The organism is Allobosea sp. P4_E12, from assembly GCF_056401655.1.
Genome location: NZ_JBFUIY010000007.1, coordinates 264,514 through 290,375, shown reverse-complemented (window position 1 = coordinate 290,375; position 25,862 = coordinate 264,514). Strand labels below are relative to the sequence as shown.

The 25,862-nt window shown below is 65.3% G+C and carries 27 protein-coding genes and 2 tRNA genes; 16 read left to right on the top strand and 13 right to left on the bottom strand.

Features of this window, described 5'->3' with window-relative positions; all coding sequences use genetic code 11:
- Window positions 1-28 precede the first annotated feature (28 nt).
- Together AC1DW9_RS11845 and dps are read right to left on the bottom strand one after the other, a co-directional pair.
- Window positions 29-2,848: a valine--tRNA ligase gene (locus AC1DW9_RS11845; protein WP_441505828.1), complete on the bottom strand. Its 2,820-nt coding sequence runs from the start codon at window positions 2,846-2,848 to the stop codon at window positions 29-31.
- A 118-nt stretch (window positions 2,849-2,966) separates the two neighbouring features.
- Window positions 2,967-3,446, bottom strand: coding sequence for a DNA starvation/stationary phase protection protein Dps (dps, locus tag AC1DW9_RS11840; protein WP_441489891.1), 480 nt, complete (start codon window positions 3,444-3,446; stop codon window positions 2,967-2,969).
- Between the two features lie 211 nt (window positions 3,447-3,657).
- Here dps and AC1DW9_RS11835 point away from each other — a divergent pair, with 211 nt between their 5' ends.
- Window positions 3,658-3,885: a hypothetical protein gene (locus AC1DW9_RS11835; protein WP_441489890.1), complete on the top strand. Its 228-nt coding sequence runs from the start codon at window positions 3,658-3,660 to the stop codon at window positions 3,883-3,885.
- Window positions 3,886-4,010: 125 nt separating this feature from the next.
- On the opposite strand, the gene AC1DW9_RS11830 is transcribed toward AC1DW9_RS11835, so the two are convergent.
- The 4 genes from AC1DW9_RS11830 to AC1DW9_RS11815 form a co-directional block, all read right to left on the bottom strand.
- The gene (locus tag AC1DW9_RS11830) at window positions 4,011-4,613 is read right to left on the bottom strand and encodes a PopZ family protein (protein ID WP_441505829.1); all 603 of its coding nucleotides are present in this window, start codon (window positions 4,611-4,613) and stop codon (window positions 4,011-4,013) included.
- A gap of 236 nt (window positions 4,614-4,849) precedes the next feature.
- Entirely contained in the window at window positions 4,850-6,250 is a 1,401-nt protein-coding gene (locus AC1DW9_RS11825) for a TolC family outer membrane protein (RefSeq protein ID WP_441489888.1), read from the bottom strand.
- 160 nt (window positions 6,251-6,410) lie between these two features.
- A complete protein-coding gene (locus AC1DW9_RS11820) occupies window positions 6,411-7,052 on the bottom strand; it encodes a protein-L-isoaspartate O-methyltransferase family protein (RefSeq protein ID WP_441505830.1) in 642 nt (213 codons plus the stop codon).
- A gap of 579 nt (window positions 7,053-7,631) precedes the next feature.
- Window positions 7,632-7,706: transfer RNA gene (locus AC1DW9_RS11815), tRNA-Asn, on the bottom strand.
- A gap of 193 nt (window positions 7,707-7,899) precedes the next feature.
- On the opposite strand from AC1DW9_RS11815, the gene AC1DW9_RS11810 reads away from it, so the two are divergent.
- The 3 genes from AC1DW9_RS11810 to AC1DW9_RS11800 all read left to right on the top strand — a co-directional run bounded on the left by AC1DW9_RS11810 (window position 7,900) and on the right by AC1DW9_RS11800 (window position 10,003).
- Window positions 7,900-7,973 (top strand) — tRNA-Cys (locus AC1DW9_RS11810).
- Window positions 7,974-8,127: 154 nt separating this feature from the next.
- Window positions 8,128-8,421: a hypothetical protein gene (locus AC1DW9_RS11805; RefSeq protein ID WP_441489886.1), complete on the top strand. Its 294-nt coding sequence runs from the start codon at window positions 8,128-8,130 to the stop codon at window positions 8,419-8,421.
- A gap of 127 nt (window positions 8,422-8,548) precedes the next feature.
- Complete coding sequence (locus AC1DW9_RS11800) at window positions 8,549-10,003, top strand: cryptochrome/photolyase family protein (protein WP_441505831.1); 1,455 nt, start codon at window positions 8,549-8,551, stop codon at window positions 10,001-10,003.
- Between the two features lie 23 nt (window positions 10,004-10,026).
- Here the strand turns inward: AC1DW9_RS11800 and AC1DW9_RS11795 are convergent, their stop codons facing one another.
- A complete protein-coding gene (locus AC1DW9_RS11795; protein ID WP_441505832.1) occupies window positions 10,027-11,034 on the bottom strand; it encodes a DUF2891 domain-containing protein in 1,008 nt (335 codons plus the stop codon).
- Window positions 11,021-11,998: a hypothetical protein gene (locus AC1DW9_RS11790; protein WP_441505833.1), complete on the bottom strand. Its 978-nt coding sequence runs from the start codon at window positions 11,996-11,998 to the stop codon at window positions 11,021-11,023. Before AC1DW9_RS11790 ends, AC1DW9_RS11795 begins: the two co-directional genes overlap by 14 nt.
- A gap of 71 nt (window positions 11,999-12,069) precedes the next feature.
- On the opposite strand from AC1DW9_RS11790, the gene AC1DW9_RS11785 reads away from it, so the two are divergent.
- On the top strand, window positions 12,070-13,002 hold the full coding sequence (locus tag AC1DW9_RS11785) for a LysR family transcriptional regulator (protein ID WP_441505834.1): 933 nt from the start codon (window positions 12,070-12,072) through the stop codon (window positions 13,000-13,002).
- Between the two features lie 59 nt (window positions 13,003-13,061).
- Complete coding sequence (gene aac(3) / locus AC1DW9_RS11780) at window positions 13,062-13,910, top strand: aminoglycoside 3-N-acetyltransferase (RefSeq protein ID WP_476770036.1); 849 nt, start codon at window positions 13,062-13,064, stop codon at window positions 13,908-13,910.
- Here aac(3) and AC1DW9_RS11775 read toward each other — a convergent pair.
- On the bottom strand, window positions 13,879-14,676 hold the full coding sequence (locus tag AC1DW9_RS11775) for an SDR family NAD(P)-dependent oxidoreductase (RefSeq protein WP_441505836.1): 798 nt from the start codon (window positions 14,674-14,676) through the stop codon (window positions 13,879-13,881). The two genes, aac(3) and AC1DW9_RS11775, sit on opposite strands and share 32 nt — an antisense overlap.
- A gap of 199 nt (window positions 14,677-14,875) precedes the next feature.
- Here AC1DW9_RS11775 and AC1DW9_RS11770 point away from each other — a divergent pair, with 199 nt between their 5' ends.
- Both AC1DW9_RS11770 and sseA read left to right on the top strand, forming a co-directional pair.
- The gene (locus tag AC1DW9_RS11770) at window positions 14,876-15,592 is read left to right on the top strand and encodes an alanyl-tRNA editing protein (RefSeq protein WP_441505837.1); all 717 of its coding nucleotides are present in this window, start codon (window positions 14,876-14,878) and stop codon (window positions 15,590-15,592) included.
- A 39-nt stretch (window positions 15,593-15,631) separates the two neighbouring features.
- Window positions 15,632-16,489: a 3-mercaptopyruvate sulfurtransferase gene (sseA, locus tag AC1DW9_RS11765; protein WP_441505838.1), complete on the top strand. Its 858-nt coding sequence runs from the start codon at window positions 15,632-15,634 to the stop codon at window positions 16,487-16,489.
- A gap of 120 nt (window positions 16,490-16,609) precedes the next feature.
- On the opposite strand, the gene AC1DW9_RS11760 is transcribed toward sseA, so the two are convergent.
- On the bottom strand, window positions 16,610-17,389 hold the full coding sequence (locus AC1DW9_RS11760) for an SDR family NAD(P)-dependent oxidoreductase (RefSeq protein WP_441505839.1): 780 nt from the start codon (window positions 17,387-17,389) through the stop codon (window positions 16,610-16,612).
- Entirely contained in the window at window positions 17,389-18,087 is a 699-nt protein-coding gene (locus AC1DW9_RS11755; protein WP_441505840.1) for a hypothetical protein, read from the bottom strand. Before AC1DW9_RS11755 ends, AC1DW9_RS11760 begins: the two co-directional genes overlap by 1 nt.
- Window positions 18,088-18,203: 116 nt before the next feature.
- Here AC1DW9_RS11755 and AC1DW9_RS11750 point away from each other — a divergent pair, with 116 nt between their 5' ends.
- The 5 genes from AC1DW9_RS11750 (at window position 18,204) to AC1DW9_RS11730 (ending at window position 22,308) form a co-directional block, all read left to right on the top strand.
- Window positions 18,204-19,055 carry an IclR family transcriptional regulator gene (locus AC1DW9_RS11750; protein WP_441505841.1) on the top strand — a complete coding sequence of 284 codons (852 nt, stop codon included), beginning with the start codon at window positions 18,204-18,206 and terminating at the stop codon, window positions 19,053-19,055.
- Entirely contained in the window at window positions 19,052-19,876 is an 825-nt protein-coding gene (locus AC1DW9_RS11745; protein WP_441505842.1) for an ABC transporter permease, read from the top strand. The genes AC1DW9_RS11750 and AC1DW9_RS11745 overlap by 4 nt, the downstream gene beginning before the upstream one ends.
- Before the next feature lie 68 nt (window positions 19,877-19,944).
- Window positions 19,945-20,937 (top strand): ABC transporter substrate-binding protein, encoded by a 993-nt coding sequence (locus AC1DW9_RS11740; RefSeq protein ID WP_441505843.1) that lies wholly within the window; start codon window positions 19,945-19,947, stop codon window positions 20,935-20,937.
- A gap of 7 nt (window positions 20,938-20,944) precedes the next feature.
- Window positions 20,945-21,736 carry an ABC transporter ATP-binding protein gene (locus AC1DW9_RS11735; RefSeq protein ID WP_476776338.1) on the top strand — a complete coding sequence of 264 codons (792 nt, stop codon included), beginning with the start codon at window positions 20,945-20,947 and terminating at the stop codon, window positions 21,734-21,736.
- 53 nt (window positions 21,737-21,789) lie between these two features.
- On the top strand, window positions 21,790-22,308 hold the full coding sequence (locus AC1DW9_RS11730; RefSeq protein ID WP_441489871.1) for a cupin domain-containing protein: 519 nt from the start codon (window positions 21,790-21,792) through the stop codon (window positions 22,306-22,308).
- On the opposite strand, the gene tsaA is transcribed toward AC1DW9_RS11730, so the two are convergent.
- Window positions 22,305-22,799: a tRNA (N6-threonylcarbamoyladenosine(37)-N6)-methyltransferase TrmO gene (gene tsaA / locus AC1DW9_RS11725; protein ID WP_441489870.1), complete on the bottom strand. Its 495-nt coding sequence runs from the start codon at window positions 22,797-22,799 to the stop codon at window positions 22,305-22,307. The two genes, AC1DW9_RS11730 and tsaA, sit on opposite strands and share 4 nt — an antisense overlap.
- 5 nt (window positions 22,800-22,804) lie before the next feature.
- A complete protein-coding gene (locus AC1DW9_RS11720; RefSeq protein WP_441479394.1) occupies window positions 22,805-23,011 on the bottom strand; it encodes a TOBE domain-containing protein in 207 nt (68 codons plus the stop codon).
- 128 nt (window positions 23,012-23,139) lie between these two features.
- On the opposite strand from AC1DW9_RS11720, the gene modA reads away from it, so the two are divergent.
- The 3 genes from modA to modC are packed head-to-tail and all read left to right on the top strand — an operon-like array spanning window position 23,140 to window position 25,729.
- A complete protein-coding gene (gene modA / locus AC1DW9_RS11715; RefSeq protein ID WP_441489869.1) occupies window positions 23,140-23,943 on the top strand; it encodes a molybdate ABC transporter substrate-binding protein in 804 nt (267 codons plus the stop codon).
- Window positions 23,940-24,638, top strand: a complete 699-nt coding sequence (gene modB / locus AC1DW9_RS11710; RefSeq protein ID WP_441489868.1) for a molybdate ABC transporter permease subunit — start codon at window positions 23,940-23,942, stop codon at window positions 24,636-24,638. The genes modA and modB overlap by 4 nt, the downstream gene beginning before the upstream one ends.
- On the top strand, window positions 24,635-25,729 hold the full coding sequence (modC, locus tag AC1DW9_RS11705) for a molybdenum ABC transporter ATP-binding protein (RefSeq protein ID WP_441489867.1): 1,095 nt from the start codon (window positions 24,635-24,637) through the stop codon (window positions 25,727-25,729). Before modB ends, modC begins: the two co-directional genes overlap by 4 nt.
- The last annotated feature ends 133 nt before the right edge of the window (window positions 25,730-25,862 follow it).

The window sequence follows — 25,862 nt, the reverse complement described above, 5'->3', positions numbered from 1 at the left end:
CATAACGCGGGAGTGACGCGCTACCGGGCTATTGCATCCGCACCAGCGCTTCGCCGATCTTGACCTTCCGTGCCTCGGCCTGCGCCTTGCGCTCGCGGTTTTCCTCGACGACCTCTTCCGGCGCACGAGCGACGAAATCCGGATTGCCGAGCTTGCGCTCCACCGCGAGAATGTCCTGGTCGAGCTTGGCGAGCTCCTTCGTCAGGCGCGCCCGCTCCGCGTCGAGGTCGATGATGCCGGCGAGCGGCAGAGCCGCGACTTCGCCACGCACGATGATCTGGGCGGATTGCGGCGGGGCGATCTCGGCGAAGCCGATCGCGGAGACGCGCGCCAGCCGTTCGATCATCGGAGCCCAGGCTTCGATCGTCGCCTTGGTCGCAGCACTCGCCTTGACCAGTACCAGAGGCGCTTGCGCGCCGGCCGGCACATTGGTCTCGGAGCGGACCGAGCGGATATCGGAGATCAGATCGACGACGAAGCCGATCTCAGCCTCGGCCGCCTCGTTCGTGAGGCCGGCAAGCTCGGGCCAGCGCGTCAGGCAGACCAGCGCGGCATCACCCTTGGCAAGCTTGCGCTGAGCCCCCTCTCCCGCCTTCACGGCCCAGAGCTCCTCGGTGAGGAACGGCATGAAGGGGTGGAGAAGCTGGCAGATCAGGTCGATGACATGGGCAACGGTCGCCTGTGTCTCAGCCCGCTCCGCTGCGGCTGCACCGTCGCCCTGCAGAACGGGCTTCGCCAGCTCGAGATACCAGTCGCAGAACTCGTTCCAGACGAAGCGATAGGCGGCGCCTGCCGCTTCGTTGAACTTGAAACTGGCAATGCCGGCCGCGATCTCGTCGGCGGCCCGGGCCGCCTCGCTGAGGATCCAGCGATTGAGTTGCTGCGTGACCAGAGCGGGATCAAAACCCTCGACGCGCTGGCAGCCATTCATCTCGGCGAAGCGCGAGGCGTTCCAGATCTTCGTTGCGAAGTTGCGATAACCCTCGACACGCGAGGTCGCGAGCTTGATGTCGCGCCCCTGCGCCGCCATGGCAGCGAGCGTGAAGCGCAGGGCGTCGGCACCATACTTGTCGACGAGCGTCAGCGGATCGATGACGTTGCCCTTCGACTTCGACATCTTCGCGCCCTTCTCGTCGCGAACGATGGCGTGGATATAGACGTCCTTGAATGGCACCTCGTCCATGAAGTTGAGGCCCATCATCATCATCCGGGCGACCCAGAAGAAGATGATGTCGAAGGCGGTGACGAGCGTCGCCGTTGGGTAATAGCGCTTGAGCTCCGGCGTATCCTCCGGCCAGCCCAGCGTCGAGAACGGCCAGAGCGCCGACGAGAACCAGGTGTCGAGCACGTCCTCGTCGCGCGTCAGCGCAACCGGGCCGCCGTAATGGCCGACCGCCAGAGCCTGTGCAGCGGTCTCGGATTCGGCGACGAAGCACTCGCCATCCGGTCCGTACCAGGCCGGAATCTGGTGCCCCCACCACAACTGACGCGAGACGCACCAGGGCTCGATGTTCTCGAGCCAGTCGTTATAGGTCTTGGTCCAGCTATCGGGCGTGATCTTGGTGCGCCCATCCTTCACGGCCTTGAGCGCGCGTTCCGCCAGCGGCTTGACGTCGACATACCACTGATCGGTCAGCCAGGGTTCGATCACGACATCGGAGCGATCGCCATGCGGCACGGTATGCGCATGCGGTTCGATCTTCACCAGCAAGCCGCGCTCTGCCATCAGTGCAACGACGAGACGGCGGGCAGCGAAGCGGTCGAGGCCGTGCAGAGCCTGCACCGCCTGCTCGGGCTTGGCGCCGGCCAGGAAGTCCTCGTTCGCTTCGAGAAGCATGCGCGCTTCGCCGTCGAGGATGTTGATGACCGCAAGCTTGTGGCGCTTGCCGACCTCGAAATCGTTGAAGTCATGCGCCGGCGTGATCTTGACCGCGCCTGTGCCCTTCTCCGGGTCGGCATAGTCGTCGCCAAAAATCGGGATGACGCGCGCAACCAGCGGCAGGATCGCGTTCCGGCCGATCAGGCCCTTCAGCCGCTCGTTCTCGGGGTGCACCGCGACGCCGGTATCGCCCAGCATCGTTTCCGGCCGGGTCGTCGCAACCGTGATGAAGGTCGAAGCGTCGTCGAGGTCGTAGACCACGCCTTCGAGGGGGTAGTTGAAATAATAGAGATGCCCGCTCGGATCGCGGTTCAGCGCCTTGTCGAGCTTGGCGGAGTCGAATTCCTCCTCGCCGCCGCGCTGCCATTTATACGAGCCGGTCTTCTCGACCTGCAGGACCTCAAGATCGGAAATGGCGGTCTGGAATTTCGGATCCCAGTTCACCAGCCGCTTGGCGCGGTAGATCAGCCCCTGCTTGTGCAGGGAGACGAAGACCTTGAGCACGGCCGCGCTCAGCCCCTCGTCCATGGTGAAGCGCTCGCGCGACCAGTCGCAGGAGGCGCCGAGCCGCTTCAGCTGGTTGACGATGGTGCCGCCGGACTCCGCCTTCCAGCGCCAGACCTCCTCGAGGAAGGCCTCGCGGCCCATGGTCCTGCGGTTGGTCTTGTTCTCGGCGGCAAGCTTGCGCTCGACCACCATCTGGGTCGCGATGCCGGCATGGTCGGTGCCCGGCTGCCAGAGCACGTCCTTGCCGCGCATGCGCTCGAAGCGGCAGAGCACATCCTGCAGCGTGTTGTTGAGCGCATGGCCCATATGCAGGGAGCCAGTCACGTTCGGCGGCGGAATGACGATGCAATAGGGCTCAGCGCCCGGCTCGGCGCCACGCCCTGCCCGGAAGGCCTCGGCCTCTTCCCAGGCCTTGCTGATGCGCGCCTCGACGGTGGCGGGCTCGAATGTCTTGTCCATCATTGCTTCGCTCGAACGCAAAATGGCCGGGGAAAGCCCCGGCCGAAGGTCAGGCCAAAAGGTCGTTGGTCTTAAGAGCCCATGCGTGGGCGTCCCGTCAACGCTTTCGACAATGCGGATGTCAGGCCGCGCTCGACTCCAGGAACCAGAGCGCCTTGTCGAGCGCCCGAGAATAGCCGGTCAGGATATCGGCCGTGTCCGCATCGCCAGCCTCAGCCGCGGTGTCGATCGCGGTGCGGACGGTCTTGGCGGTCTCGGCGTAGCGCTCGATCAGTTCGGCGAGGTGATCCTTCACCGCAACGATCTCTGTCGGATAGGGCTTCAGCGTCGTGCCCGACGCGACAGTCTGCGTTGTGCCCAGCGCAATCCCGCCAAGCTGTGCCACGCGCTCTGCGACTGTATCGACATGGGTATCGAGCTCGGCGCGGAAGCCATCGAGCATCTCGTGGATAGCGATGAAGCCCGGGCCCTTCAGATTCCAGTGGGCCTGCTTGGTGACAAGCGCAAGATCGATGCCGTCCGCCAGGCGGGCATTGAGCAGGCTGATCATTGAGGTTTTGGTGTTGGACTTCAGATCGATGCGTGACGTCGGCTTCTTCATGGTCAGTCCTCGCGTTGAGACTCGCTGAAGGTGGCGTCGGGCTCGCGAAACTGTCTGCCCCCGAGGACGGCTTCGCACTCCTTCGGATCCGAATCAGGCACGCCCCGGCGCAATCGTCAAACGACGGAGATACGGAACCACGACCTGTCTCAGCGGTTAGGCCTTCATCGATCAGATTGTCCCCGCCCCTCAAGCACAGCAGGATGACCGGATGAAGCTCCTCGTTCACAGTCTCGGAGCATGGCTCGCCGTCGAAGCGGCTTCGGGACGTTTTTCACGCCCTGTCGCGGTCGGCCTGGCGATGCTGGTCTCACGACTTGGCGGGCCAACCGCCGCGTTGACCCTCGCCGGGTTCGCCATCAAGCAGTTGCACGATGCCGGCGCCTTTGACGACATCAGAGTGCCACAACGGGTCCACGGACGGCTACGCGGGCGTTAGATCATCGGACTGGATTTCGTATCCGGGCGGATGAACCGACCTTCTGTGTTTGCATCGAGACTGCAATCCACCTTTCAGGCCGATACCTTAGCCGACCAATCTCGTCCTGGTGAGCGGGAAATGCCTCAGTGCCGGTTACCGCGGGCGACGCGTTCGATTTCGGCGCGCACCAGACGTTCCACCATGGTCGGCAGATTGTCGTCGAGCCAGGTCTTGAGCATCGGCTTCAGCATGTCCTTGACCAGATCCTCGAGCGTACGCGCGTTGTTGGTCAGGACTGTGTGGGCGAGCGCACCGAAGGCATTGTTCACGGCGGAGCCGGCCTGTTCCGAAATCAGAGCAGCCATATCGAGCGATGGCGGCGCGGACTGTGCCGGGACGAAGGCTGGCGGCACGAACATCTGCGCCGGCGGCTCCGGTTGCGGCTTGAACTCGGGCTCGGCCGCTTCGAGGAAATCGACATCCAGGCTGGGCTGAATGGCCACGGCCGGAGGCTCGGGCTCAGCCATCGCCGGTGATACGACCAGGCTCGCCTCGGCTCCGAGATCGAGCACGTCGTCATCGATCTCCTCGACGAGCTGCAACTGGGGCGCCGCGGGTGACGGCTCTGGCGTCGGCGCAGGTGCGCTAGCCTCGGCGGGCTTGACCTCGTCATCCGCGATGATCCGGCGGATGGAGGCGAGAATCTCCTCCATCGACGGTTCGTTGGGCTTGGGTTGCGCGCTCATGCTGGGTCCGACCACTCGACACCGGGCGCGCGGATCGAATCAAACGCAGCCCCAACATTGAGTATTCCACGCAAAGAGCGCCAAGCAAGGCAGGTTCCGGCCCACCCACAGGAGAAATCCGGTCTGTTGCCGGAATGTCTCCCATCGATCAGCGCGCAAGCCCGCTGCAAAACAGAGCGGGCGGACCACAACAGAAACGGGGGCTTCAGCCCCCGTCATTAACACTCAAGGCTGTCTCAGCGACCGTCAGGAACCTGGGTGCCCCAGAGCAGACCCTTGACCTGATCGTAATGCTTGCGGGAGTCGTAGACCGCGGTCTTGAGCTTCAGCGTCTCAGCCGAAAGCCGGCCAACGGCCGAGAGCACGGCATAGGATGCGACGACCCGATCTCGCTGCGCCGTCACCAGCGTCGACCGGGCAATCACCAGTTCCTGCTGCGCGTTGAGCACGTCGAGCGTGGTACGCTGACCGACCTTGGCCTCCTCGCGGACGCCTGCAAGCGCGGTCTCAGCCGCCTGAACCTGTGCCTGAGCCGCAATGATCTGCGCCTTGGCGGCATCAAGGGCGCCCCAGGCGGAGACGACCGCAGCACGCACGGTGTCGCGCGACGTGTCGACGTCGATCCGGCGCTGGCCGGCCGTCTCCTTGGCCTGCCGGGTCCGTGAGTAGACCTGGCCGCCCTCATAGATCGGGATTGTCAGCGTCGCCACAGCGCTCGCCGAGAAGCGATTGTCACCAAAAAGCTGGCTGTCATAGCGCTGCGCGACCAAGCCGCGCACACCCACGGTCGGATAGAGGTCCGCTTCCGTGACCTTCACCTGCAACTCCGCCGCATCGACGCCGTGCAGAGCCGCGATGACCGCAGGATGCCCGACCAACGCGATGTCAAGCGCGGCCGGCAGCGACTTCGGCAGCAGGTTCTCGATGGGACGTCCAGGCGCGAGCTGCTTTGGCTCGACACCGACATTCTGGCGGAAGCGCGCGATGCTGGTCTTGAGGTTCGATTCCGCCAGAATCTCCGCGGATTGCGCCTGCGACAGCCGGGCTTCTGCCTGCGCCACGTCGGTCCGGGTTACTTCACCGACTTGAAATCGGTCGCGCGTCTGGCGCAGCTGCTCCTCGAGAACCTCGACGTTGTTGCGGTTCAAACTGAGAATCGCCGTGTCGCGCAGCACGTTCATGTAGGACGTGGCGGCATCGAGCAGCACGTTCTGCTCGGTATTGCGCAACGTCGCCCGCGCACCCAGCACCTGCGATTCCGCCTGGCTGACAGAGCTGCGGGTCTTGCCACCGTCGAAGATGTTCTGGTCGATCTGGACGCCTGCGCCACGCGGCGCCAGGCGGGACGTGCTGTTGCCCTGTCCGGGCTGATTGGCGTCAAGCAGGCTCGCGCCGATATCCGCCGAGGCGGTGATGCGCGGCCGGTAGCCGGACAGTGCCTGGGGCACGTTCTCGTTGGTGGCGCGCACCAAGGCGCGCTGCGAATTCAGCGTCGGGTTGCCATTATAGGCCCGCGCCAGCGATGCATCCATCGTCTGCGCAGAAGCCGTCGTGATCTGGCTGGCGGCCAAAACGGTGGCCAGAACCGCAGCGAGACCGTATCCGGCCGACTTCCGCCTAATTTCTTTTTCGTTCACGTGGACGCCTCTTGTGCGGACTCAAGTCTCGCCCAGGCATCGCCCCAGCCTCGGCATAGTTGTAGTGATTCATACCCGGAGCCGCGGCCCGCGCCAATCTCACCAAGGCGCGAACAATCGTTTCCATGGCGCAGTGCCGCATAAATGCGACACTGCCGAATCAAAATTCGAAACTCGGAACGCGGCGGAATTCTTCCAAAACAGGCGCGGCAGCATCGAAAACCGGCCTCGCCGACATGGTTTGGGCGCTCTTTTGATAAAGCTGCACCCGCGCGGCCCGCCCCTGCCCCTCGACCAGGATCAGCCGGCCGTTATCGCTGACGAGACCAAAAAGGCTCTCTGGAACGGTCTCGCAGGCGCCGCTGACGAGAATCGCGTCGAAATGAGATTCGGCAGGCCGTGTGGCGCTGAGCGTGACGCCAACAGCGCCAGCCAGCGCAAGCGCGCCACGAGCCTGATCCAGGGCAGCCGCATCAGGCTCCCAAAGCGTGGCGACCGCGCCCATATCCGACATCAATGCAGCGCCATATCCCGTGCCGCCGCCATATTCGAGCACGCGCTCGCCAGGCTGAATGCCGAGCATCTGGATCATCCGCACGATCACCATCGGCGTCATCAGCGCCCGGCTCGTACCCGGCAAGGCGACAGACTGATCGAGATAGGCAAGGTGGGAGAGTTCGGCGGGAAGAAATGCTTCGCGCGGAACGCGGTCGGCAGCCGTGAGAACCGCACGGTCCGTCACGTCATAGGTCCGCAACTGGCAATCGACCATCATCCGGCGCAGCTCGGTGAAGCTGTCCATATCCTCAATCTCCGTCTGCGCGGCGCGTGTTCGCCGTCCTCAGCTTTTGTTCGAGGCGGTCGCAAAAGGCAAGATGGCCGCGGCAGGACACCGGTTCGGCTGCAGCGAGTTCTCACAGCTGAGGAGCACATGCGCGCCGCATCCACAGACGACCTGACGGCGTCGTCGCGAGGCAATCCGGCCAAGATTCGACCGGCAGGATTCTGCCGGCGACATCTCGATTGATCTGCGATCGCGGCCTCTGAATCAGACCGGTTTGGATTCGGTCATTCTGCCCAATAGCGATCGCTCAGCGATCCCTCGATCCTGATCATGACATCGAGAGGGCTCGGCCCATCCTCTCCAGGCAGCTCCGCGCCCGCGCCGTCGATCGGCGCCTGGCGGCCACGCCCTGATCAACGAACCTCGGCGGATCGTGGTGAGGGGATCGCGCAAGGGCGGACGCGCATTACGCGCCGACATGCCGAGAGCTCGGATCAGCAAAAGCGCATAAGATTCTGAAATCGCGAGCCGACACGCTGCCGCCCCCTCGTAGAGGAGATGGCACACGGGCATCAATTACATGAATGTAAGAAGTGTTGGCTCCCGGAGCAGGATTCGAACCTGCGACCAATCGATTAACAGTCGATTGCTCTACCGCTGAGCTATCCGGGACCGATGGCCGGGGTAATAGCGACGCCTTTGTCCGGGCGCAAGCCCTTTAAGACACTTCGATGGCAGGAATTCCGCTCATCCACAGGTGACCATAGGTCATCATGACGAATGCTGCTGTTCCCGGTTGCGGGCCGGCGCGCCATGTGGTTATAGGCGGCCCTAGGACATCACCGCAGCGTGACTGTCCCCGGATGGCCTCGTGGCGGAGTGGTTACGCAGAGGACTGCAAATCCTTGCACCCCGGTTCGATTCCGGGCGAGGCCTCCACCTCCTTAACATGATGCGCTGACTGCCCTGATCCTCGCGAAAGCGAGGCATCTGTGCCTTGCGCGAGATGAACGGTTCCGGACAATCCCGTTCATCACCGGTTCGAGCCCGATCGGCTTCCATGCTGTCGATCCGATTCACCTGGAGACGAATCATGCGAAACTTTTTCCTCGCCTCGGCCCTGATGCTGGGCCTGACGGCTGCCCTGCCCGCAGCCGCACTCGCAGCGCCACCGACCACGGCTGGCGACCTGCTGAGCGGGACGTCCGACATTCAGCAGGTTCAGTATCGCGACTGGCGCCATGGCCGGGGACACTATTCTCACGGTTATCGCTACGGTCCCCCACGCGGCTATTACGGCCGCCGCCATTACGGCCCGCCGCCCTATGGCTATGCACGCGGGCACTGGCGCCATCGCCAGTATTACGGCCGGCCCTATTACCGCTGATAGCGCCGCATACCGGCCCGGAGGTCGATTCTCCCGCCCGGAAGCAATGCCAGGATCGGCGCCTTGACGGCGCCGATTTCGCGTGAGCCGCTGGTGCAGGCTATCGGGAGGCAGGCTATCAGGAGGGATGAGCGCCTCCTCCCTGTTCTGGTTCCGCGACGATCTGCGTCTCGCCGACAATCCTGCCCTTTGCGCAGCTGCGGCCCATGGCCCCGTCCTTTGCCTCTACATCCTCGACGAATCACCGAAACGGCGCGTGCTGGGCGGCGCAGCGCGCTGGTGGTTGTCACGCTCTCTCGCCGCGCTCGCCGAAGAGCTGGGCGCGCGCGGCGGCAGGCTCGTCCTGATGCGGGGAGACCCTGCCAGGTTGATTCCCATGGTCGTGGCCGCAACAGGCGTCGACCTCGTCACCTGGAATCGTCGCTACGAGGCCGCCGCCATTGCGCTTGATTCTGAGGTGAAGCGCGAACTGACCCAGGCCGGCACGACCGTCGCGAGCTACAATGCCAGCCTGCTCAACGAACCCTGGCAGATCGCAACGGGCTCCGGCACGCCCTTCAAGGTCTTCACGCCCTATTGGCGCGCAGTCCGGGCGCGCGGCGAGCCGGCAGCTCCTGCCCCAGCCCCCACACAGCTGAGACCGCTGCCTCTCCCCGAATCGCTGAAACCGCTTGCCCTCGATCATGAGAGGCTGATGCTGGAACCGACCGCGCCCGATTGGGCTGGAGGCATGCGCGAGGCCTGGATTCCGGGCGAGGCTGGCGCGACGGGCGCCGTCTCCTCTTTCCTCGGCGAGGCGATCGCAGGCTACAGCGAGGGTCGCAATCGTCCCGACAAGGTCTCGACCTCGCGCCTCTCTCCGCATCTGCGCTTCGGTGAAATCGGGCCCCGCCAGCTCTGGCACGCCACGCTGGCAGCCCGGCATGCAGGAGAAATCCCGGGCAGCGCCGGCGATGCAGAGAAATTTCTCTCCGAAATCGGCTGGCGTGAATTCTCCTACCACCTGCTCTTCCATCACCCTGACCTGGCGACGCAGAACTTCAACGCGCGTTTCGACGCTTTTCCATGGCGACAGGACGATGCCGCGCTGCACGCCTGGCAACGCGGGCTGACAGGCTATCCGATCGTCGATGCCGGCATGCGCGAACTCTGGACGACCGGCTGGATGCATAATCGCGTGCGGATGATCGTCGCGTCCTTCCTGATCAAGCACCTGCTCATAGACTGGCGCGAAGGCGAGCGCTGGTTCTGGGACACTCTGGTTGACGCCGACCCCGCCAATAATCCCACGAGTTGGCAATGGGTTGCGGGATCGGGCGCCGATGCCGCTCCCTATTTCCGCATCTTCAACCCAGTGACGCAGGGCGAGAAATTCGACCCCGACGGCACCTATGTCCGACGCTGGATTCCGGAACTCGGTCAGCTTCCAGCCCCGGAGATCCACAGTCCCTGGACGCTTTCGCCTGGCAAGCTCGCGGCCGCTGGCGTCCGGCTCGGAGAAACCTATCCACGCCCGATCATCGATCTCGGTTTTGGCCGGCAGCGGGCGCTCGATGCCCTTGCGTCCCTGGGTCGCGCATAGCCTGCCTGCCGTGCTTCGTGCCCTCATCCTTCGAGCGCGAGCACGGCAAAGCTCGCGAGCCAGTGTTCGCCCATATAGTCGCCGGCGATATGGGGAAGCCCGGCCGCCAGGTGCCGTGCGGCAGCGTCCTCTGCCAGGGTTCGGCGCGGATCGCCCGGCGGCAGCGCCGCGGAGAGCGCGCGCCAGCACCACGCCCGGCTGAGATTCAGACCATCGAGATGGGCGATCTTGCCATCCGTGCGATCGCTGACAGTCGCCGGCCGGAACAGGGTTTCCGGTCCGCTGTCGGCAAGCCTGGGCAGGAAGACGTCGAACCAGGGCAGAAATTCCTCCCCTGGCAGGAGACGCCTCATGCATTCCGCCTCGATCAGCGCCGAGGACAGGAAGTCGTCGCCGCTCGGCTCGCCCCAGGCCGGGCAATCCGCATCCCCGCCGTACCAGCGCCTGCCGGTGTCTCGCAGCAGCGCCATGAAGGCGTCGTCCCGCGTCACCGCAGCATAGTCTGCCGCCATCCTGAGGCCGAAGGCCGTGTTGAAATGCGTGCCCACGCGGACCGGATAGGTCGCGAGCGGCAGAAAGTCGCGAAAGCGCTGAGCGAATGCGTCCGCCAGCGGCGCGAGCATCTGCGACCAGCGCTGGTCGTCATGCAGGTGCAGTTCCTCGGCCAGTTTCAAAAGCCAAGCCCAGCCATAGGGCCGCTTGAAGCCGCGCGCCGTCGGCGCCGCAAGATAGGCGCACTCGACGGCGACCTTGTCCGCGACGAACTGTTCGTCGAACAGGGCGCAGATATCTCCGGCATTCGGAAGGTCCGGAAAGCGGCGCAGCAGGCGCGCCAGCATCCAGTAGCTGTGAACGCAGGAATGCCAGTCATAGCTGCCATAGAAGACCGGATGGAGTTCACGCGGCGTTCGGGCGTCTTCGGGGCCGGCCAGGACATGATCAGGCTTGTTGGGGTATTCGCGCCGGACGTGCCCCAGCGCAATGGCGGCGAAGCGAGCCGCCAGTTCCGGCGTAAGATCAGATCGTGTCATCGGCATTCCCTTCGATTGACATGGCACGACCGGAGATTCCGGTGACCGGACAATCCTTGCGTGACCTTGCGAGCAGCGCCTCGAGCAGGCGCGGCATGATGTAGATCGGCAGCTGAGTCGCTGCGAAGTAAAGTGCCATCCGCGGGGTTGCAGCAGTACCAAGCGCCGACCAGACCAGACCGACATTGCGGTTCCCGAGAATCAGGCCGACCGCCAGGCGTTCGCGCAAGGAACCCGGCAGCACCAGGACCCCGCCAAGCTGCATGCCGAGATTGCAGGCGAAGGCAAGCGCCAGGCAGATGATGGCCGCCTGAGGATCATTCTCGATCTGGCTGCGCATGCCGGCCATGGTCGCCAGAGCGAAGACCAGCAATGCTGCGACAGTGATGCCATCGACCGCGGCGCCATGGGCAGCCAGCGCGGCTGCGGCGTGCCGCCTCAGGATGAGCGCGACGCCCTCAGCCCCTCCGATCAGCAGCGCAAGCCTCAGCGCGAGGTCAAGAGGCGCGACGGAGAGCCCGCCGGACCAGCTTGCCAGCAACGGTATGGTGAGGGGCGCCAGCGCCATGGACAGGAGCGTGACGACCAGCGGCACCGCACCATCCAGCCCCAGCATTCTTGCGACCGCCGCGGTGCCACTCGACGGTGGCACTGAGCTGGCCAGAACCAGCGCCAGTGCGAGCTCAGGGGCAAGGCCGATCAGATGCGCGGCGATGCCTGCGAGGATCGGACATGCGATCATCGCGACGCAGGGTAGGAAGACCGACAGCGAAGGACGCCGGATCACGGCGACCACCGCGATCATGTCGATCCGCAGCAGCGTCCCGAGCACGATCAGGAAGATCGCCGCCGGCATCAGCGGGCGCGCCAGCTCGGCCAGCGTGGGAAAAATCAGCCCGAGCATGACGCCGAGCGCCAGCAATGTCGGCCCGCGCGGGATCAGGCGCGGAAGATTGGATCGCATGAGACACGCCCGTTTGCCTGGGGCGCAGACGATAGGCAGGCATATCGCCATCTTGGAAATCGATTATCGGCATGACCATAATCGTCGCCATGAATTTGGCTGCGATCGATCTCAATCTCCTCGTCGCCTTCGAGGCCCTGATGGAGGAGCGCCATGTGACCCGCGCAGGGCAGCGCATCGGGTTGGCACAACCCTCGATGAGCAGCGCGCTGGCGCGCCTGCGAGCCCTGTTCGACGACGACCTGCTGGTCAGGACGGCCGAGGGCATGCAGCCGACCGCCAGGGCGCTTGCCCTGGCCCGACCGGTCAGCGAGGCGCTGGAACAGATTCGCAGAACGCTGGATTCCGGGCCGGGCTTCGATCCAGGCTCGGCACGGAGGCATTTCACCATCGCAGTGACGGATTACGGCGACCTCGTCATCGTGCCGGCCCTTGTCGAAGCGCTGCGGCGCGACGCGCCCGGGGTCGATCTCACCGTGCGTCCCATCACCGATGCGGTCGAGAGCCTGGCGCGGCTGGAACGCGGCGAGGTCGATGCCCTGATCGGCGGCCATCTGCCCGCCTCCTCCCGCACAACCCGGCAGTTCCTGCTGATGGAGCGCTTCACCTGCGTTCGCGATGCATCCCGCGCAGCTCCGGGCATCTCGCTCGACCGTGCTGATTTCGTGCGCCTCCCCCATGTCCTGTTCTCGTCGATGGGAGGCGATGGCTCACCGAGTGCCGTCGATGCCATTCTGTCGGAACACGGACACAAGCGCAGGGTCGCGGTCACGCTTCCGCATGTCGTGGCGGTGCCCTTTGTACTGGCAGGGACTGATCTCGTGGCGACCATGGCGGAGCGAATCGCCCTGCGCTTTGCCGACGTGGCAGGCGTGGCGATCCTTCCCCTACCCTACGAGGTTCCGGCTTTCGCGATCGACCTCGTGCATGGACTGCGCGCAACGTCGAACCCGGCGATGCAATGGTTCGTCGATCTCATCGTCAAAACCTGCCGGACAATCTGAAACGCGCCACAATCGTCCGTCACGGCCATGACGTTGAGTCAGCGCCGGATCAATTTCGCATGTCGGACACACTCCCCGCCTTCCTCACCCGCGCGGCCCTGCGTGCGGACCTCCAGCGCCTCGGCCTGCAGCCCGGCGACACCGTGATGGTCCATGCCGCGATGAGCCGCGTCGGACGCTTGCTGAACGGTCCCGATGCCTTGATCGGCGCCCTGCTCGACACAATCGGCGCTCAGGGAACGCTGCTGGCCTATACCGACTGGGACGGCGCCTATGACGACCTGCTCGACGATGAGGGCCGCGTTCCCGAAACCTGGCGCGCGCATCTCCCGCCCTTCGATCCGGCGTCGTCACGTGCCATTCGCGACAATGGCGTGCTGCCGGAATTCCTGCGCACCACCCCCGGCGCGAAACGCAGTGGCAATCCCGGCGCTTCGGTTGCAGCACTCGGTGCCAGGGCGGACTGGATCACGCAGGATCACCCGCTCGACTATGGCTATGGCGAAGGTTCTCCGCTGGCGAAGCTCGTCTCCATCGGCGGCAAGGTTCTCATGGTCGGCGCCCCCCGCGACACGCTGACCCTGCTGCATCACGCCGAACACCTCGCGCAGATCCCGGGCAAGCGCATCCTGCGCCGGGAAGTCCCGTTCGCGACCGCATCCGGCACGCTGTGGCGGATGATCGAGGAATTCGACACGGGCGATCCCATCGTCGCCGGGCTCGATGAGGATTACTTTGCCGAGATCGTCGGTGCATTCCTTGCCTCCGGACAGGGTCGGCAGGGACAGATCGGCGCCGCAGCAAGCATCCTCGTCGACGCTGCGGCGATCACCCATTTCGGCGTCGCTTGGCTGGAGAGCCGCTTCGGCGGGCAGCTTACGCCTGCTCTCGCTTCGCCCGGCCGGTAAACCACCCGATCGCCCGGAAATAGACCGGGTAGGGCAACAGGTTGATCAGCTTCACCGCCCATGACAGCCGGCGTGGAAAGCTGATCTCGAAGCCGCCGCGCGCGAAGCCGTCGACGATGCGTTTTGCTGCAACCGCCTCGGTCATCAGGAGCGGCATCGAGAAATCGTGCTGGCGCGTCAGGGGCGTATCGACGAAGCCCGGATTGACGACCTGAAGACGAATGCCGAGCCTGTCGCAGTCGAATTTCAGCGCCTCGCACATGTAGATCGTCGCCGCCTTGGAAGCGCCATAGGCGGCGGCTCTCGGCAGGCCGCCGAAACCGGCGATCGAGGCGTTGACCGCAATATGGCCACGGCCCCGCGGCTTCATCCGCTCCAGCACGGCGGCCAGCCCCTTGGCTGCTCCAAGGGTGTTGACCGCCAGAGCAGCCTCGAGAGCCGCGATGTCAAACACGCCGGGTCGGGTGACTGGCGCGACGCCGGCATTCAGGAAGGCCAGCGCGATCGGCCCATGCACGCTCTCGATGGCATCGACCACCACGCGCATGGCTGCGGCATCCGTCACGTCGCCGGCATGGGCAACGATACGACCGGGCAATCCGGTCGCGCGTCGTGCGAGTTCTTCGAGTTGTTCCAGCCGTCGCGCCGTGATCGCCACCGTCCACCCGCGAGCGGCCAGTTCGAGTGCGACGGCCTCGCCGATGCCGGAACTCGCGCCGGTGACCCAGGCGACGCCGTCCTGCGGCTGCATGCGCGGCAATGACATGGTTTCTCCGGACGAGAGGCCTCCCGGACATACAGCCCCACAAGTGATCGGCGCAACCTTGCCGCCCTGCCCGTCCCGCTTCTGCAGCGCCTCGATCGCCGCAATCCCCACACGGCGTCATGGCATGTGGCGCACGCCACGCAATCGGTGCAGTCTGCCGGCCGCAGCGCCAGCCGCAGATGAATCAGGACCACGACCGATGCCGACAGAATTGCTCTTCCGCCAGGACTCCTACCTCGCCGAGACCCCGGCCAAGGTAGAGGCGCTGAACGAGCGCGGCGGCATCGTTCTCGATCGCACGGTGTTTTACGCCACCGGCGGCGGCCAGCCGGGCGATGCCGGGCGGATCCGCCTCGCCGACGGCAGCGAGATCGCCATCGGCACCACGATATACGACCCCGAGGACAAGAGCCGCGTCATCCATGTGCCGCTCGAGGGCCAGGCCGCACCTCAGCCCGGCGACACTGTCACCCTGTTGCTCGACTGGGAGCGCCGCCTGAAGCGCATGCGAATCCACACGGCCCTGCACCTGCTCAGCGTCGTGCTGCCCTTCCCCGTCACCGGCGGCTCGATCGGCGATGGCGACGGCCGTCTCGATTTCGACATTCCGGAAGGCGGGCTCGACAAGGCGGAGATCGGCGAGAAGCTGAACGCGCTGATCGCCCGCAATGCCGCCGTCAGCGAGCGCTGGATTACCGACGAGGAGCTCGACGCCAATCCCGGCCTGGTCAAGACCATGTCGGTGAAGCCACCGCGCGGGTCCGGTCGCGTCCGGCTGGTTTCGATCGAAGGCATCGATCTCCAGCCCTGCGGCGGAACCCATGTCCGCAACACCTCCGAGATCGGTGTTGTTGCGATCACCGATATCGAGAAGAAGGGCAAGCAGAACAGGCGCGTGCGCATCGCGCTTGCCTGAGCCCGCCAGACTTCGCCTCATCAGCAGGAAACGCCGACCATGGCCAGCAACGATGTTTTCGTCTCCACCGAATGGCTCGCCGAGCGCCTGAACGCGCCCGATATCGTGGTGGTCGACGGCTCCTGGTATCTCCCCGTGCATGCCCGCGATCCCGCCGCCGAATACGCGGCACGGCGCATTCCTGGTGCGGTGCGCTTCGACATCGATACGGTGAAGGACGCCAAGTCCGATCTGCCGCACATGCTGCCGCGGCCGGATGCCTTCGCGGCCGCTGTCGGCGCCATGGGAATCGGCGACGGCATGCGCATTGTGGTCTATGACGGGCTCGGCCTGTTCTCGGCCGCGCGCGTCCGCTGGACCTTCAAGACCTTCGGGGCGAAGGACGTCGTCATCCTCGAAGGCGGCTTCCCGAAATGGCAGGCCGAAGGTCGCCCGATCGAGGAAGGCCCGCCCCGTACCCGCGCCGCCCGCACCTTCACCGCCCGTCTCGACCACTCCGCCGTGGCCGATGCCGGCGATGTCGAGCGTGCGCTGAATGGCGCTGCGATCCAGGTCGTCGACGCCCGTCCGGCCGACCGCTTCCGCGGCGAGGCGCCGGAGCCGCGCGCCGGCGTGCGCTCGGGCCATATGCCGGGTTCGCTCAACCTGCCCTTCCCGGCAATCATCGCCGATGGCAGGCTCCGTTCGCCGGAGGCGATCGCTGCCGCCTTCACCGAGGCTGGCGTCGATCTGGACAAGCCGATGATCACCAGTTGCGGCTCGGGCGTCTCGGCCGCGATCCTCTCGACCGCGCTCGAGACCATCGGCAAACCGGCGCGCGCCATCTATGACGGCTCCTGGGCCGAATGGGGCGCGAGCGACCGGGCGATCGCAACGGGGCCGGCCAGGAAGAGCTAAAGCACCGGCTCGAAAACTGGATTGCGGCTTTCGGGAAAGCCGATCCAAACGCAGAAGGCTGGGTCGTCGGACCGGACACCAGATCCGATCCGACGATCTAAGAAAGCGCTGGAGTTTGACTCAGTAAGTCGCTCTGCCGCCTGACAGATCGAAAATGCCCCCGGTCGAGAAGGAGCACTCGTCGGAGGAGAGCCAGAGCACCATTCTGGCCACCTCCTCGATCTCGACGAAGCGGCCCATCGGGATACGGCCAAGGATGTCTGCGCGGCGCTCGGCCGAGATTTCCTTGGCCATCGCGGTTTCGGCAGCGGCCGGCGTGATCGCCGTCACGATAATGCCGTCGCGTGCGGTTTCCTTGGCGACGCTCTTAGTCAGCGCGATCAATCCTGCCTTGGAGGCGCTGTAGGCAGCCGCCATCGCCATGCCTTCCTTGCCCTGGATCGAAGCAATGTTGACGACATGGCCGCGCAACGGGTGCGGGTTCTGTGCGGTGTGGCGCGCTGCTTGTGCCCGCATGCGCCCGACGACCGCACGCGTCACGAGATAGGCTCCGAACAGGTTCACCTGCAGCACGCGCTGAAAATTCTCCGGCGAGGTTTCCCAGACCGGTTTGACCTCGCCGAGCACACCGGCATTGTTGACGAGGATATCGACCCGGCCACCGGTAAAGACGGTATCGGCGGCATGTTCGACCGCCGCCACATTCGTGATGTCGACCTCCCGGACGCTGATGGCCGGGCCGAGTTCCGACCGCGCCTGCGCCAGCGCCGACGCGCTCATGTCCCAGAGCTCGACTTCGGCGCCGGCATCCATCAGCGCCTTGGCCATGCCACGCCCGAGCCCGCCAGCCCCACCGGTGATGATCGCGCGGCGCCCGCCGAATTCGTAGGTCGCAGTCATTAGCCCGCACTCCAGGCAGTCTTGGTTCGGGTGATCTGGTGACGATAGAGCCCTAGATCGAATGGCCCCTCGCCGCCAAGCGCCGTGAGTTTCTCAGCCGCGAGCTCCACCTTGGCCAAGCTCACGAATTCCGCCTCGTCTCCCCAGCCTTCGAGCAGCAACACCCAGCGTGGGACGGCATTGGCGACGCCACGCGCCTTCTGCTCGGCCGTGGCGACGCCGCTCGCCTCGGCATCGGCGGTGAGCACATGCACGCCGGCGACGCCCGGTCGCCCCAGCAGATCGGGAACCAGCTGCCGAAGCAAGGCAGCCTTGTGTTCCGCCGCCTGCACGTCCGGCACATCATAGCGCAGCGTCGCGATCAGCCCACCCTGCGCCGGCCCGGCGCTATGCGCCACCCGGCAGATCGAGCGGGCGACCGAGCGGAAATGCTTGACCGCGGCAAGGGTCCAGGGTGTCGGCGCGTTCACGCGTGCCGTGTAATCCTGTCCCTTCAGAACCTCGACGCTCAGCGCCTCGTAGAGATTGAAGAATTCGAGATCGGCCTCAATGGCGACATAGCGCCGGCCGCGCAGGAATCCAGGAATGCCGACCCGTTCCGGCATGTGCTCCTGACCATGCCAGGCATAGAAGACCTCGCGTCCTTCCGGCGCGATGTCGTGCCAGATTGCGACCGCCCCCTCGCCTGCCAAACTCATGGTCGCTCCCCTCTCCAGCCATCGCAGGGCCGTTGACTCGGCCTGTCCTCGCTCATATACGAAATCAAATTCCGAAATGGAATGCTATTCCAAAAAGAAGATATGAGGGTGGAACGGTGACGATCGCAGCGGTGGACCGCGCGCTGAAGATGCTGGAAATGCTGTCGGGCGAACCCGCCGGCATCGATCTCGGCGCCCTCGCCGAGCGGCTCGACCTGCCTGCCAGTGCGACCCACCGCCTGCTGACCACCTTCGCCGAGCGCGGCTTTGTCGCGCAGGATCCCGCTAGCGGCGCCTATGCGCTGACCCTGAAGCTCTCGCTCCTCGCCTTCCGCAATCTCGACCTGCGTCATCTGCCCGATGCCGGTCAGATCGTGCTCGACCGGCTCGCCCAGGCGACGGGCGAATATTGTCGCCTGGCCGTGGTCGAGGGGGAGAATCTGGTCTGGATCGCGCGGTCGCAGGGCGCGACCGCCGGCCTGCGCTACGAGCCGCCAATGGGCTCGGAAATCGTCCTGCATGCCACGGCGACCGGCAAGGCCTGGCTCGCCTCCCTGCCCGAAGACCAGGCGCTTCGCATCGTTTGCGCGCGCGGCTTTCAGGCGGAGGGGCGCACGGGTCCCAATGCCGTCACCGGCGTCGAGGCCTTGCGCAGCCATCTCGCCGAGACGCGGCAGCGCGGCTTTGCACTCGCCGTGGAGGAAGGCGAGATCGGCACTGTGGCGATGGCGACGACCTTTCGCTCCGCGCCTGGAGCCGAGGCGCCGATCGCCGGCACATTGAGCGTCGCCGGCCCTGCGGCCCGGATGCAGGTCGCGCGCCATGGCTCGATTGCCGACGCTCTGCACAGGGCCGCAGTCGAGATGGCCGAGATCTGGCCGTTGCGCCGTCGCCAGAGTTCATCGCTGCAGAGCCCTTCGCTGAATGGCCGGCCGAGCCCTCTCCTCCAGACAGGAATCCAGGCATGAGCAACGATGGTGCCATCGCGCCTGCCGCGGCATCCTCCGCGACACCTGTTCCGGCCACCGGCCCTGCCCACGCCTGGGTCTCCGCGATTGCCTGGCCTCTTGCCAGCTTTGCCGTGCTGCTGCTCGCCTGGCAGTGGTTCGTGCCGATGGCCGGCATCCCGGAATACATCCTGCCCGTGCCGAGCGCCTTCTTCGAGCGGCTCTGGATCGACCGGGCCCTGATCGCCCAGCACACGCTGGTGACCGCCAATGAGATCGTGCTCGGCTTCCTGATGGCGGCGGTGATCTCGATCCCGCTCGGCTACATCATCGTCTCCGTGAAGATCCTGGAGAAGGCGATCTACCCGGTCATCGTCTTCTTCCAGCTTGTGCCCAAGATCGCGATCGCCCCGCTCTTCGTGGTCTGGTTCGGCTTCGGCTTGTTCCCGAAGGTGCTGCTGACCTTCCTGCTCTGCTTCTTCCCAACACTGGTCGCCAGCATGACCGGCTTCAGGGCGCTGGACGAGCGGGTGCTCTACCTGACGCGCTCGATGGGCGCCTCAGCCTGGCAGACCTTCCGCTATGTCCGGGTGCCGGCAGCGCTGACCTATATCTTCTCCGGCCTGAAGGTCTCCGCCGTCTTCGCTGCCACCGGCGCCATCGTCGGCGAGTTCGTCGGCGCCAATGCCGGCCTCGGGTATCTGCTGCTGCGCGGCACCAGCTTCCTCGACATGCCGCTGATCTTCGCCTGCCTCGTTGCGCTCAGCCTCGTCGGCATCGTCTTCAGCTATCTCGTCGACGGGCTCGAAGTGCTGCTGATGCCCTGGCAGCGAAAGGGCTGACCTATCCAAGACCAAGAAATACCCGGCTCGAACCGGGGCACCGGACAATGATCATGGGAGGAACCAACATGAACCGCCGCAGTCTCATCGCCGCAGCAACACTGATCGCGCTCAGCGCCACGACCGCCTTCGCTCAGGGCGCCGGCAAGCCGATGAAGATCACGCTGAACTTCCTCGCCGCAGCGCCCAATGCCGGCTTCATGATGGCCAAGCAACTCGGTCTCTACGAGAAGGCCGGCATCAACCTGACCATCGAGGAAGGCAAAGGCTCAGGCACCACTGCGCAGATGGTCGCGACCGGCCAGACCGATATCGGCTTCGCCGACGCGCCTGCCGCGATGCAGCTGCGCACTAAGGGCGCGCCGGTGAAGATCATCGCCCCGGTTCTGCAGACCAACGGCTTTGCCATAATCTCGCTCGAAGAGAGCCACATCGCCTCCCCCAAGGACCTGATCGGCAAGAAGGTCGCGGTCCAGCCCGGCACGGCCCAGACGACGCTGCTCGATGCGATCCTGGCCAGCAACCAGATCGACAAGACCAAGCTCGACATCATCAATATCGATCCCGGCGCCTTTGTCGGCGCGCTGCTGGAAAAGAAGGTCGACGCCATCCTCGGCGGTGCCGATTTCCATTCGATCCAGATTCGCGAGCGCGGCTTCAAGGTGCGCGACATCTTCTATCGCGATGTCGGCGTGCCGACCGTCGGCCTCTCGATGATCGCCCGCGACGACCGGATCAAGGCCGATGCCGATCTGTTCAAGAAATTCGTCGAGGCGAGCCTCCAGGGCTGGGACGCCGCCCGCAAGAACCCCGACGCTGCGGCCGATGCAGTGGTGGCGCAATTTCCTTCGGTGAAGAAGGCCCAGGTGCTGGCGCAGTTCGACGTCGTCAACAAGCTGCTCTGCGCACCGGGCGCGACGTCACTCGGCAAGGTTCCGGAAAAGAACTGGACCGTCAGCTTCGACCTGCTGACGCAATATCTCGGTCTGCCCAAGGACAAGCCGATCACAGACTATTACTCGACCGAGCTGCTGCCCGCCTCGGCACCAGCCTGTTCCTGAGGATTCCATGAGCCTCGCGACTAAAGCCCCGAGCTCCGGCGCCGCCTCCATCCAGGGACGCGGCGTCATCAAGACCTTCGGCAGCTTCACCGCCGTCGACGGTCTCACCCTCGATATCCGGAGCGGCGAATTCGTCAGCCTGATCGGCCCTTCCGGCTGTGGCAAGAGCACCTTCATGCTCATGGCGGCCGGGCTGATGCCGGTCAGCGCCGGCGAATTGCTGGTCGACGGCCGGACACTGACCGAACCGCTCACCGATATCGGCATCGTCTTCCAGGACCATCTGCTGCTGGAGTTCCGGACCGCTCTGGAGAACGTCATGCTCCAGGCCGAGATCCGTGGCCTGCCCTTGGCGCCGGCACGCGCCCGTGCGCTCGATCTCTTCGCCAAGCTCGGCATCTCGCATGCGGTCGATCGCTATCCGAAGCAGCTCTCGGGCGGCATGCGCCAGCGCGTCTCGCTCGCCCGGGCCCTGATCCACAATCCGTCGGTGCTGATGATGGACGAGCCCTTCGGCGCCCTCGACGCCATCACCCGCACGCAGATCCGGCACGATCTCGAAATGCTCTGGCTGGAGACCGGCAAGACGGTCGTGTTCATCACCCACAGCATCGACGAGGCGATCGGCCTTTCCGACCGCGTGCTGGTGATGTCGCCGACACCCGGGCGCATCGTCGACGAAATCGCGATCGAGCTGCCGCGGCTACGCCCCGCCCATCTCGGCGACTACCCGAGCTTCAACGCCTATGCCGACCGCATCCACGACGCCTTCAGGCGTTTTGGCGTGATCCGGTATTGAGGCTTGCCAGCAGCGCCCATCGGACTAGCCTTCCCGGATGGAAGGAGCCTGCGATGGCCGAGCACGATCACCCGCATTCGCACGACCATGACGAGCCACGCTGGAAACATGACGGCGTGCGCGTCATCACCGGCGACAAGCTCGATCCCAACACCGCCCAGACGCCTGGCATGTTCCGGCAGGCTGCGATCAACCACGCCCGGGTCGGTGCGCAAAAGATCTGGGCCGGCACGGTCTCGATCCAGCCCAATGCCAAGACCGGTGTGCATCATCATGGCGAGCTGGAAAGCGTGATCTATGTCGTGCGCGGCAAGGCCCGCATGCGTTGGGGGGAGAGGCTCGAATTCGTCGCGGAGGCCGGGCCGGGCGACTTCATCTACGTGCCGCCCTTCGTGCCGCACCAGGAGATCAACGCCAATCCGGACGAGCCTCTCGAATGCGTGCTGGTGCGTTCCGACAACGAGGCCGTAGTGGTCAACATCACCGATGTCGACCCGGTCGAGGCGCCTGAAGAGGTCTATTGGATCGACCCGATCCACAAGCACCCACCGGGCGGCGGCTCCCGAGACTAACCGCCGACCTCGAAATCGCCCGGCTGAGCGGGCGCGATCGCCGTGAACAGCGTGCGGTCGGGCTTGAGGTCGAGCAGCGGCGTCCCGTCGAGACAATCGAGCCCACGGACCAGCAGCACCGGCCCCTCCCGGGCGGCCAGCGTGACGATCGAGGTGCCGATCGGATTGGGCCTGACGGGGGAGCGAAGCGCGAAAGTGCCGTGGGTCTGCCCGTCACTTGCAGGACTCTGAAGCACGAGGTCGCGTCGGGACCGGTGCAGCCAGTACAGCACCTCCAGGCGCTCGAAGCGCTCGATCCCGGCAAGCGCCGCATCCCAGGGCTCGAACAGCTCGATCCGACAGAGCGGCCCATCGATCCGCCCCTGGCGCGGGCAGGTCAACCGAGAACTCCACGGCGTCCGGATTCTGCCAATGAAGACCAGTCCGGCATCGCTCGCCACGGGCGGCGCGACCGCAACCTCGTGGTCGCGGATCTCGTTCTCGCGCACCATCGCCGTCAGTCGATCGCGACCATCACGTCGGAGGCCTTCACCACGGCGTAGGCCTGCTGCCCGACCGTGAGCTTGAGCTCGTCGACCGCTGCGTTGGTGATGGCCGAGGTCACGATCGCTCCGCCGATGTCGATGCGGACATGGGCGGTCGTCGCGCCCTTCGTGATCTCGACGATCTTTCCCTTGAGCTGATTGCGGGCGCTGATCTTCACGAGCTTTCTCCTCAGCATGTCCGGAGGGCCATCCCCTCACTCATGGTGATTGACACGGCTCTCGACGCCACGCAACGATCGCTATATTCCACGATGCACAGCGATTGCGATTTCGAGGGAACGCGACCATGACAACCCGCCGCCACGTACTCGGCCTTGCCGCAGCCTTCCTTTTCGGAATGGCCACTGTCTCTGGCAAGGCCCAGGCACAGAGCAAGGAGCTCGTCATTTTCGCGGCTGCGAGCCTCAAGAATGCGCTCGACGAGGCCGCGGCCAGCTGGGTCAAGGAAAGCGGCAAGCCGGCGCCAAAGATCTCCTACGCGGCGAGCAACGCGCTGGCCAAGCAGATCGAACAGGGCGCACCAGCCGATATCTTCATGTCGGCGGATCTCGACTGGATGGATTACGCGGCCTCGAAGAACCTGATCAAGTCTGACACCCGCGTCAGTCTGCTGGCCAACCGGATCGCGCTCATCGCCGCCAAGGATTCGGCTGCCAAGGTCGAACTGAAGCCAGGCGTCGATCTGGCCACCGTGCTCGGCTCCGGCCGGCTCGCCATGGGCAATGTCGATTCCGTGCCCGCCGGCAAATACGGCAAGGCTGCGCTCGAGAAGCTCGGCGGCTGGGACAAGATCAAGGACAAGGTGGCACAGGCCGACAACGTTCGTGCCGCCCTGCTGCTGGTCTCGCGCGGCGAGGCGCCGCTCGGCATCGTCTACACCACCGATGCCGCCGCGGACCCGCAGGTCAAGGTTGTCGCCACTTTCCCCGAGGACTCGCACCCGCCGATCATCTATCCGGTCGCGGTGACCAAGGACTCGGCCAATGCTGACGCCCAGGCCTTCCTGACCTATCTGCGCGGTCCCGCGGCAAAGGGCGCCTTCGAGAAGCAGGGCTTCACGGTGCTGAACAAGGCTGCCAGCTCTTCGTGAGCGACTGGCTGTCCCCTGAGGAGTGGACGGCGGTCAGGCTCAGCCTGCTTGTCGCAACGACGGCCACGATCGCGAGCCTGCCGATCGGCATCGCGATCGCGTTCCTGCTGGCGCGAGGCCGTTTCTGGGGCAAGTCGCTCCTGGACGCCCTCGTGCATCTGCCGCTGATCATGCCGCCTGTCGTGACCGGCTACCTGCTGCTGATCGGCTTCGGACGGCGCGGCCCGATCGGGCAGTTCCTCTATGACTGGTTCGGCATCGTCCTGTCCTTCCGCTGGACCGGTGCCGCGCTTGCCGCCGGGGTGATGGGCTTTCCGCTTATGGTGCGGGCGATCCGGCTCTCGATCGAGGCCGTCGATCGCAAGTTGGAGGATGCCGCCGGCACCCTTGGCGCCAGTCCGCTCTGGGTCTTCCTCGCCGTGACCCTGCCGCTGTGCCTGCCCGGCATCGTCGTTGGCATGATCCTGAGCTTCGCCAAGGCGATGGGCGAGTTCGGCGCAACCATCACCTTCGTCTCGAACATCCCCGGCGAGACCCAGACTCTGCCCTCGGCGATCTACACCTTCACCCAGGTGCCGGGAGGCGAGGCCGGAGCCATGCGGCTGACGCTGATCTCGATTGCCATATCCGTCATCGCACTGTTTGCCTCCGAGGCGATGGCGCGGTTTGTCGGGCGCCGGATCGCGATCGAATGACACCGGCTCTCGATGTCGCGGTTGAGCATCGGCTCGGGAACTTCCTGCTCGACGCCCGCTTCACTGCGGATGGCGGTCTGACGGCTCTCTTCGGGCGCTCCGGCTCGGGCAAGACCTCGCTGGTCAATGTCATCGGCGGCCTGATCCGCCCGACACGTGGCCGGATCGTCGTCGCCGGCGAAACCCTGGTCGATACCGACCGCGGCATCTTCGTCCCCAAACATCGCCGCCGGATCGGCTATGTCTTCCAGGAAGCGCGGCTGTTCCCGCATCTCACCGTCCGCCAGAACCTGCTCTTCGGACGCTGGTTCGCCCGGCACCACGGCCATGACGGCACCGAGATTGCAAGCGTACTCGAACTGCTCGGCATCGGCCATTTGCTGGAGCGCCGCCCCGCGGGGCTCTCCGGCGGCGAGAAGCAGCGCGTGGCGATCGGCCGAGCCCTGCTGGCAAGGCCGCGCCTGCTCTTGATGGACGAGCCGCTCGCTTCGCTTGACGAAGCACGCAAGGCCGAGATTCTGCCCTATATCGAGCGATTGCGCGACGAGATGGGCCTGCCGATCGTCTATGTCTCGCATTCGGCGGCCGAGGTCGCACGCCTTGCGACGAATCTGGTCATCGTCGACCAGGGCGCGGTCAAGGCGTCGGGCCCGACGGCCGAGGTGATGTCGCGGCTCGATGTCGCGATGCTGCCCGGGGCGCCGGAAGCGAGCGCCGTCCTCGACGCCGAAGTCACGGGTCTTGACCCTGTCCATCACCTGGCGACGCTGTCGACCCAGGCAGGCCGGCTCTTTGTCGCGCGTCCCGGTCTGCGCGCGGGAGCGCGGCTGCGCGTCCGCATCCTCGCCAGCGACGTTCTCCTCAGCCTCAACCCGCTGGAAGGCATCAGTGCACTCAATGTGCTGCCGGGTACCATTGCCGAGGTCGGCATGGGGCGCGGAACGGAGGGAGCCGCCGTCGACCTGCGCATCGATTGCAATGGCGCCATGCTCGTTGCCCGGCTGACCACGAAATCGGTGTCTCAGCTTGGGCTGAAACCGGGCAGCCCGATCTATGCGGTCATCAAAAGCGTCTCGGTCGATGCGCCCTGACGATGTCCTGCCGCATGCAATGGAGACTGGCGGTGCCATTGCGCTGTAGTTCGGCATATATGGCTATGCGGCGGGAAACGACGATGCGGGCCTGACCGAAGCCGGCTAGACTGGTTGCGCAACAAGGACGCCT

What these genes read in the sequence shown, in the direction of transcription:
- AC1DW9_RS11845 (WP_441505828.1), bottom strand. Translation starts at nt 2,848, where the DNA reads ATGATGGACAAGACATTCGAGCCCGCCACCGTCGAGGCGCGCATCAGC.
- dps (WP_441489891.1), bottom strand. Translation starts at nt 3,446, where the DNA reads ATGAAGAAGCCGACGTCACGCATCGATCTGAAGTCCAACACCAAAACC.
- AC1DW9_RS11835 (WP_441489890.1), top strand. Translation starts at nt 3,658, where the DNA reads ATGAAGCTCCTCGTTCACAGTCTCGGAGCATGGCTCGCCGTCGAAGCG.
- AC1DW9_RS11830 (WP_441505829.1), bottom strand. Translation starts at nt 4,613, where the DNA reads ATGAGCGCGCAACCCAAGCCCAACGAACCGTCGATGGAGGAGATTCTC.
- AC1DW9_RS11820 (WP_441505830.1), bottom strand. Translation starts at nt 7,052, where the DNA reads ATGGACAGCTTCACCGAGCTGCGCCGGATGATGGTCGATTGCCAGTTG.
- AC1DW9_RS11805 (WP_441489886.1), top strand. Translation starts at nt 8,128, where the DNA reads ATGCGAAACTTTTTCCTCGCCTCGGCCCTGATGCTGGGCCTGACGGCT.
- AC1DW9_RS11800 (WP_441505831.1), top strand. Translation starts at nt 8,549, where the DNA reads ATGAGCGCCTCCTCCCTGTTCTGGTTCCGCGACGATCTGCGTCTCGCC.
- AC1DW9_RS11795 (WP_441505832.1), bottom strand. Translation starts at nt 11,034, where the DNA reads ATGACACGATCTGATCTTACGCCGGAACTGGCGGCTCGCTTCGCCGCC.
- AC1DW9_RS11790 (WP_441505833.1), bottom strand. Translation starts at nt 11,998, where the DNA reads ATGCGATCCAATCTTCCGCGCCTGATCCCGCGCGGGCCGACATTGCTG.
- AC1DW9_RS11785 (WP_441505834.1), top strand. Translation starts at nt 12,070, where the DNA reads ATGACCATAATCGTCGCCATGAATTTGGCTGCGATCGATCTCAATCTC.
- AC1DW9_RS11775 (WP_441505836.1), bottom strand. Translation starts at nt 14,676, where the DNA reads ATGTCATTGCCGCGCATGCAGCCGCAGGACGGCGTCGCCTGGGTCACC.
- AC1DW9_RS11770 (WP_441505837.1), top strand. Translation starts at nt 14,876, where the DNA reads ATGCCGACAGAATTGCTCTTCCGCCAGGACTCCTACCTCGCCGAGACC.
- sseA (WP_441505838.1), top strand. Translation starts at nt 15,632, where the DNA reads ATGGCCAGCAACGATGTTTTCGTCTCCACCGAATGGCTCGCCGAGCGC.
- AC1DW9_RS11760 (WP_441505839.1), bottom strand. Translation starts at nt 17,389, where the DNA reads ATGACTGCGACCTACGAATTCGGCGGGCGCCGCGCGATCATCACCGGT.
- AC1DW9_RS11755 (WP_441505840.1), bottom strand. Translation starts at nt 18,087, where the DNA reads ATGAGTTTGGCAGGCGAGGGGGCGGTCGCAATCTGGCACGACATCGCG.
- AC1DW9_RS11745 (WP_441505842.1), top strand. Translation starts at nt 19,052, where the DNA reads ATGAGCAACGATGGTGCCATCGCGCCTGCCGCGGCATCCTCCGCGACA.
- AC1DW9_RS11740 (WP_441505843.1), top strand. Translation starts at nt 19,945, where the DNA reads ATGAACCGCCGCAGTCTCATCGCCGCAGCAACACTGATCGCGCTCAGC.
- AC1DW9_RS11735 (WP_476776338.1), top strand. Translation starts at nt 20,945, where the DNA reads ATGAGCCTCGCGACTAAAGCCCCGAGCTCCGGCGCCGCCTCCATCCAG.
- AC1DW9_RS11730 (WP_441489871.1), top strand. Translation starts at nt 21,790, where the DNA reads ATGGCCGAGCACGATCACCCGCATTCGCACGACCATGACGAGCCACGC.
- tsaA (WP_441489870.1), bottom strand. Translation starts at nt 22,799, where the DNA reads ATGGTGCGCGAGAACGAGATCCGCGACCACGAGGTTGCGGTCGCGCCG.
- modA (WP_441489869.1), top strand. Translation starts at nt 23,140, where the DNA reads ATGACAACCCGCCGCCACGTACTCGGCCTTGCCGCAGCCTTCCTTTTC.
- modC (WP_441489867.1), top strand. Translation starts at nt 24,635, where the DNA reads ATGACACCGGCTCTCGATGTCGCGGTTGAGCATCGGCTCGGGAACTTC.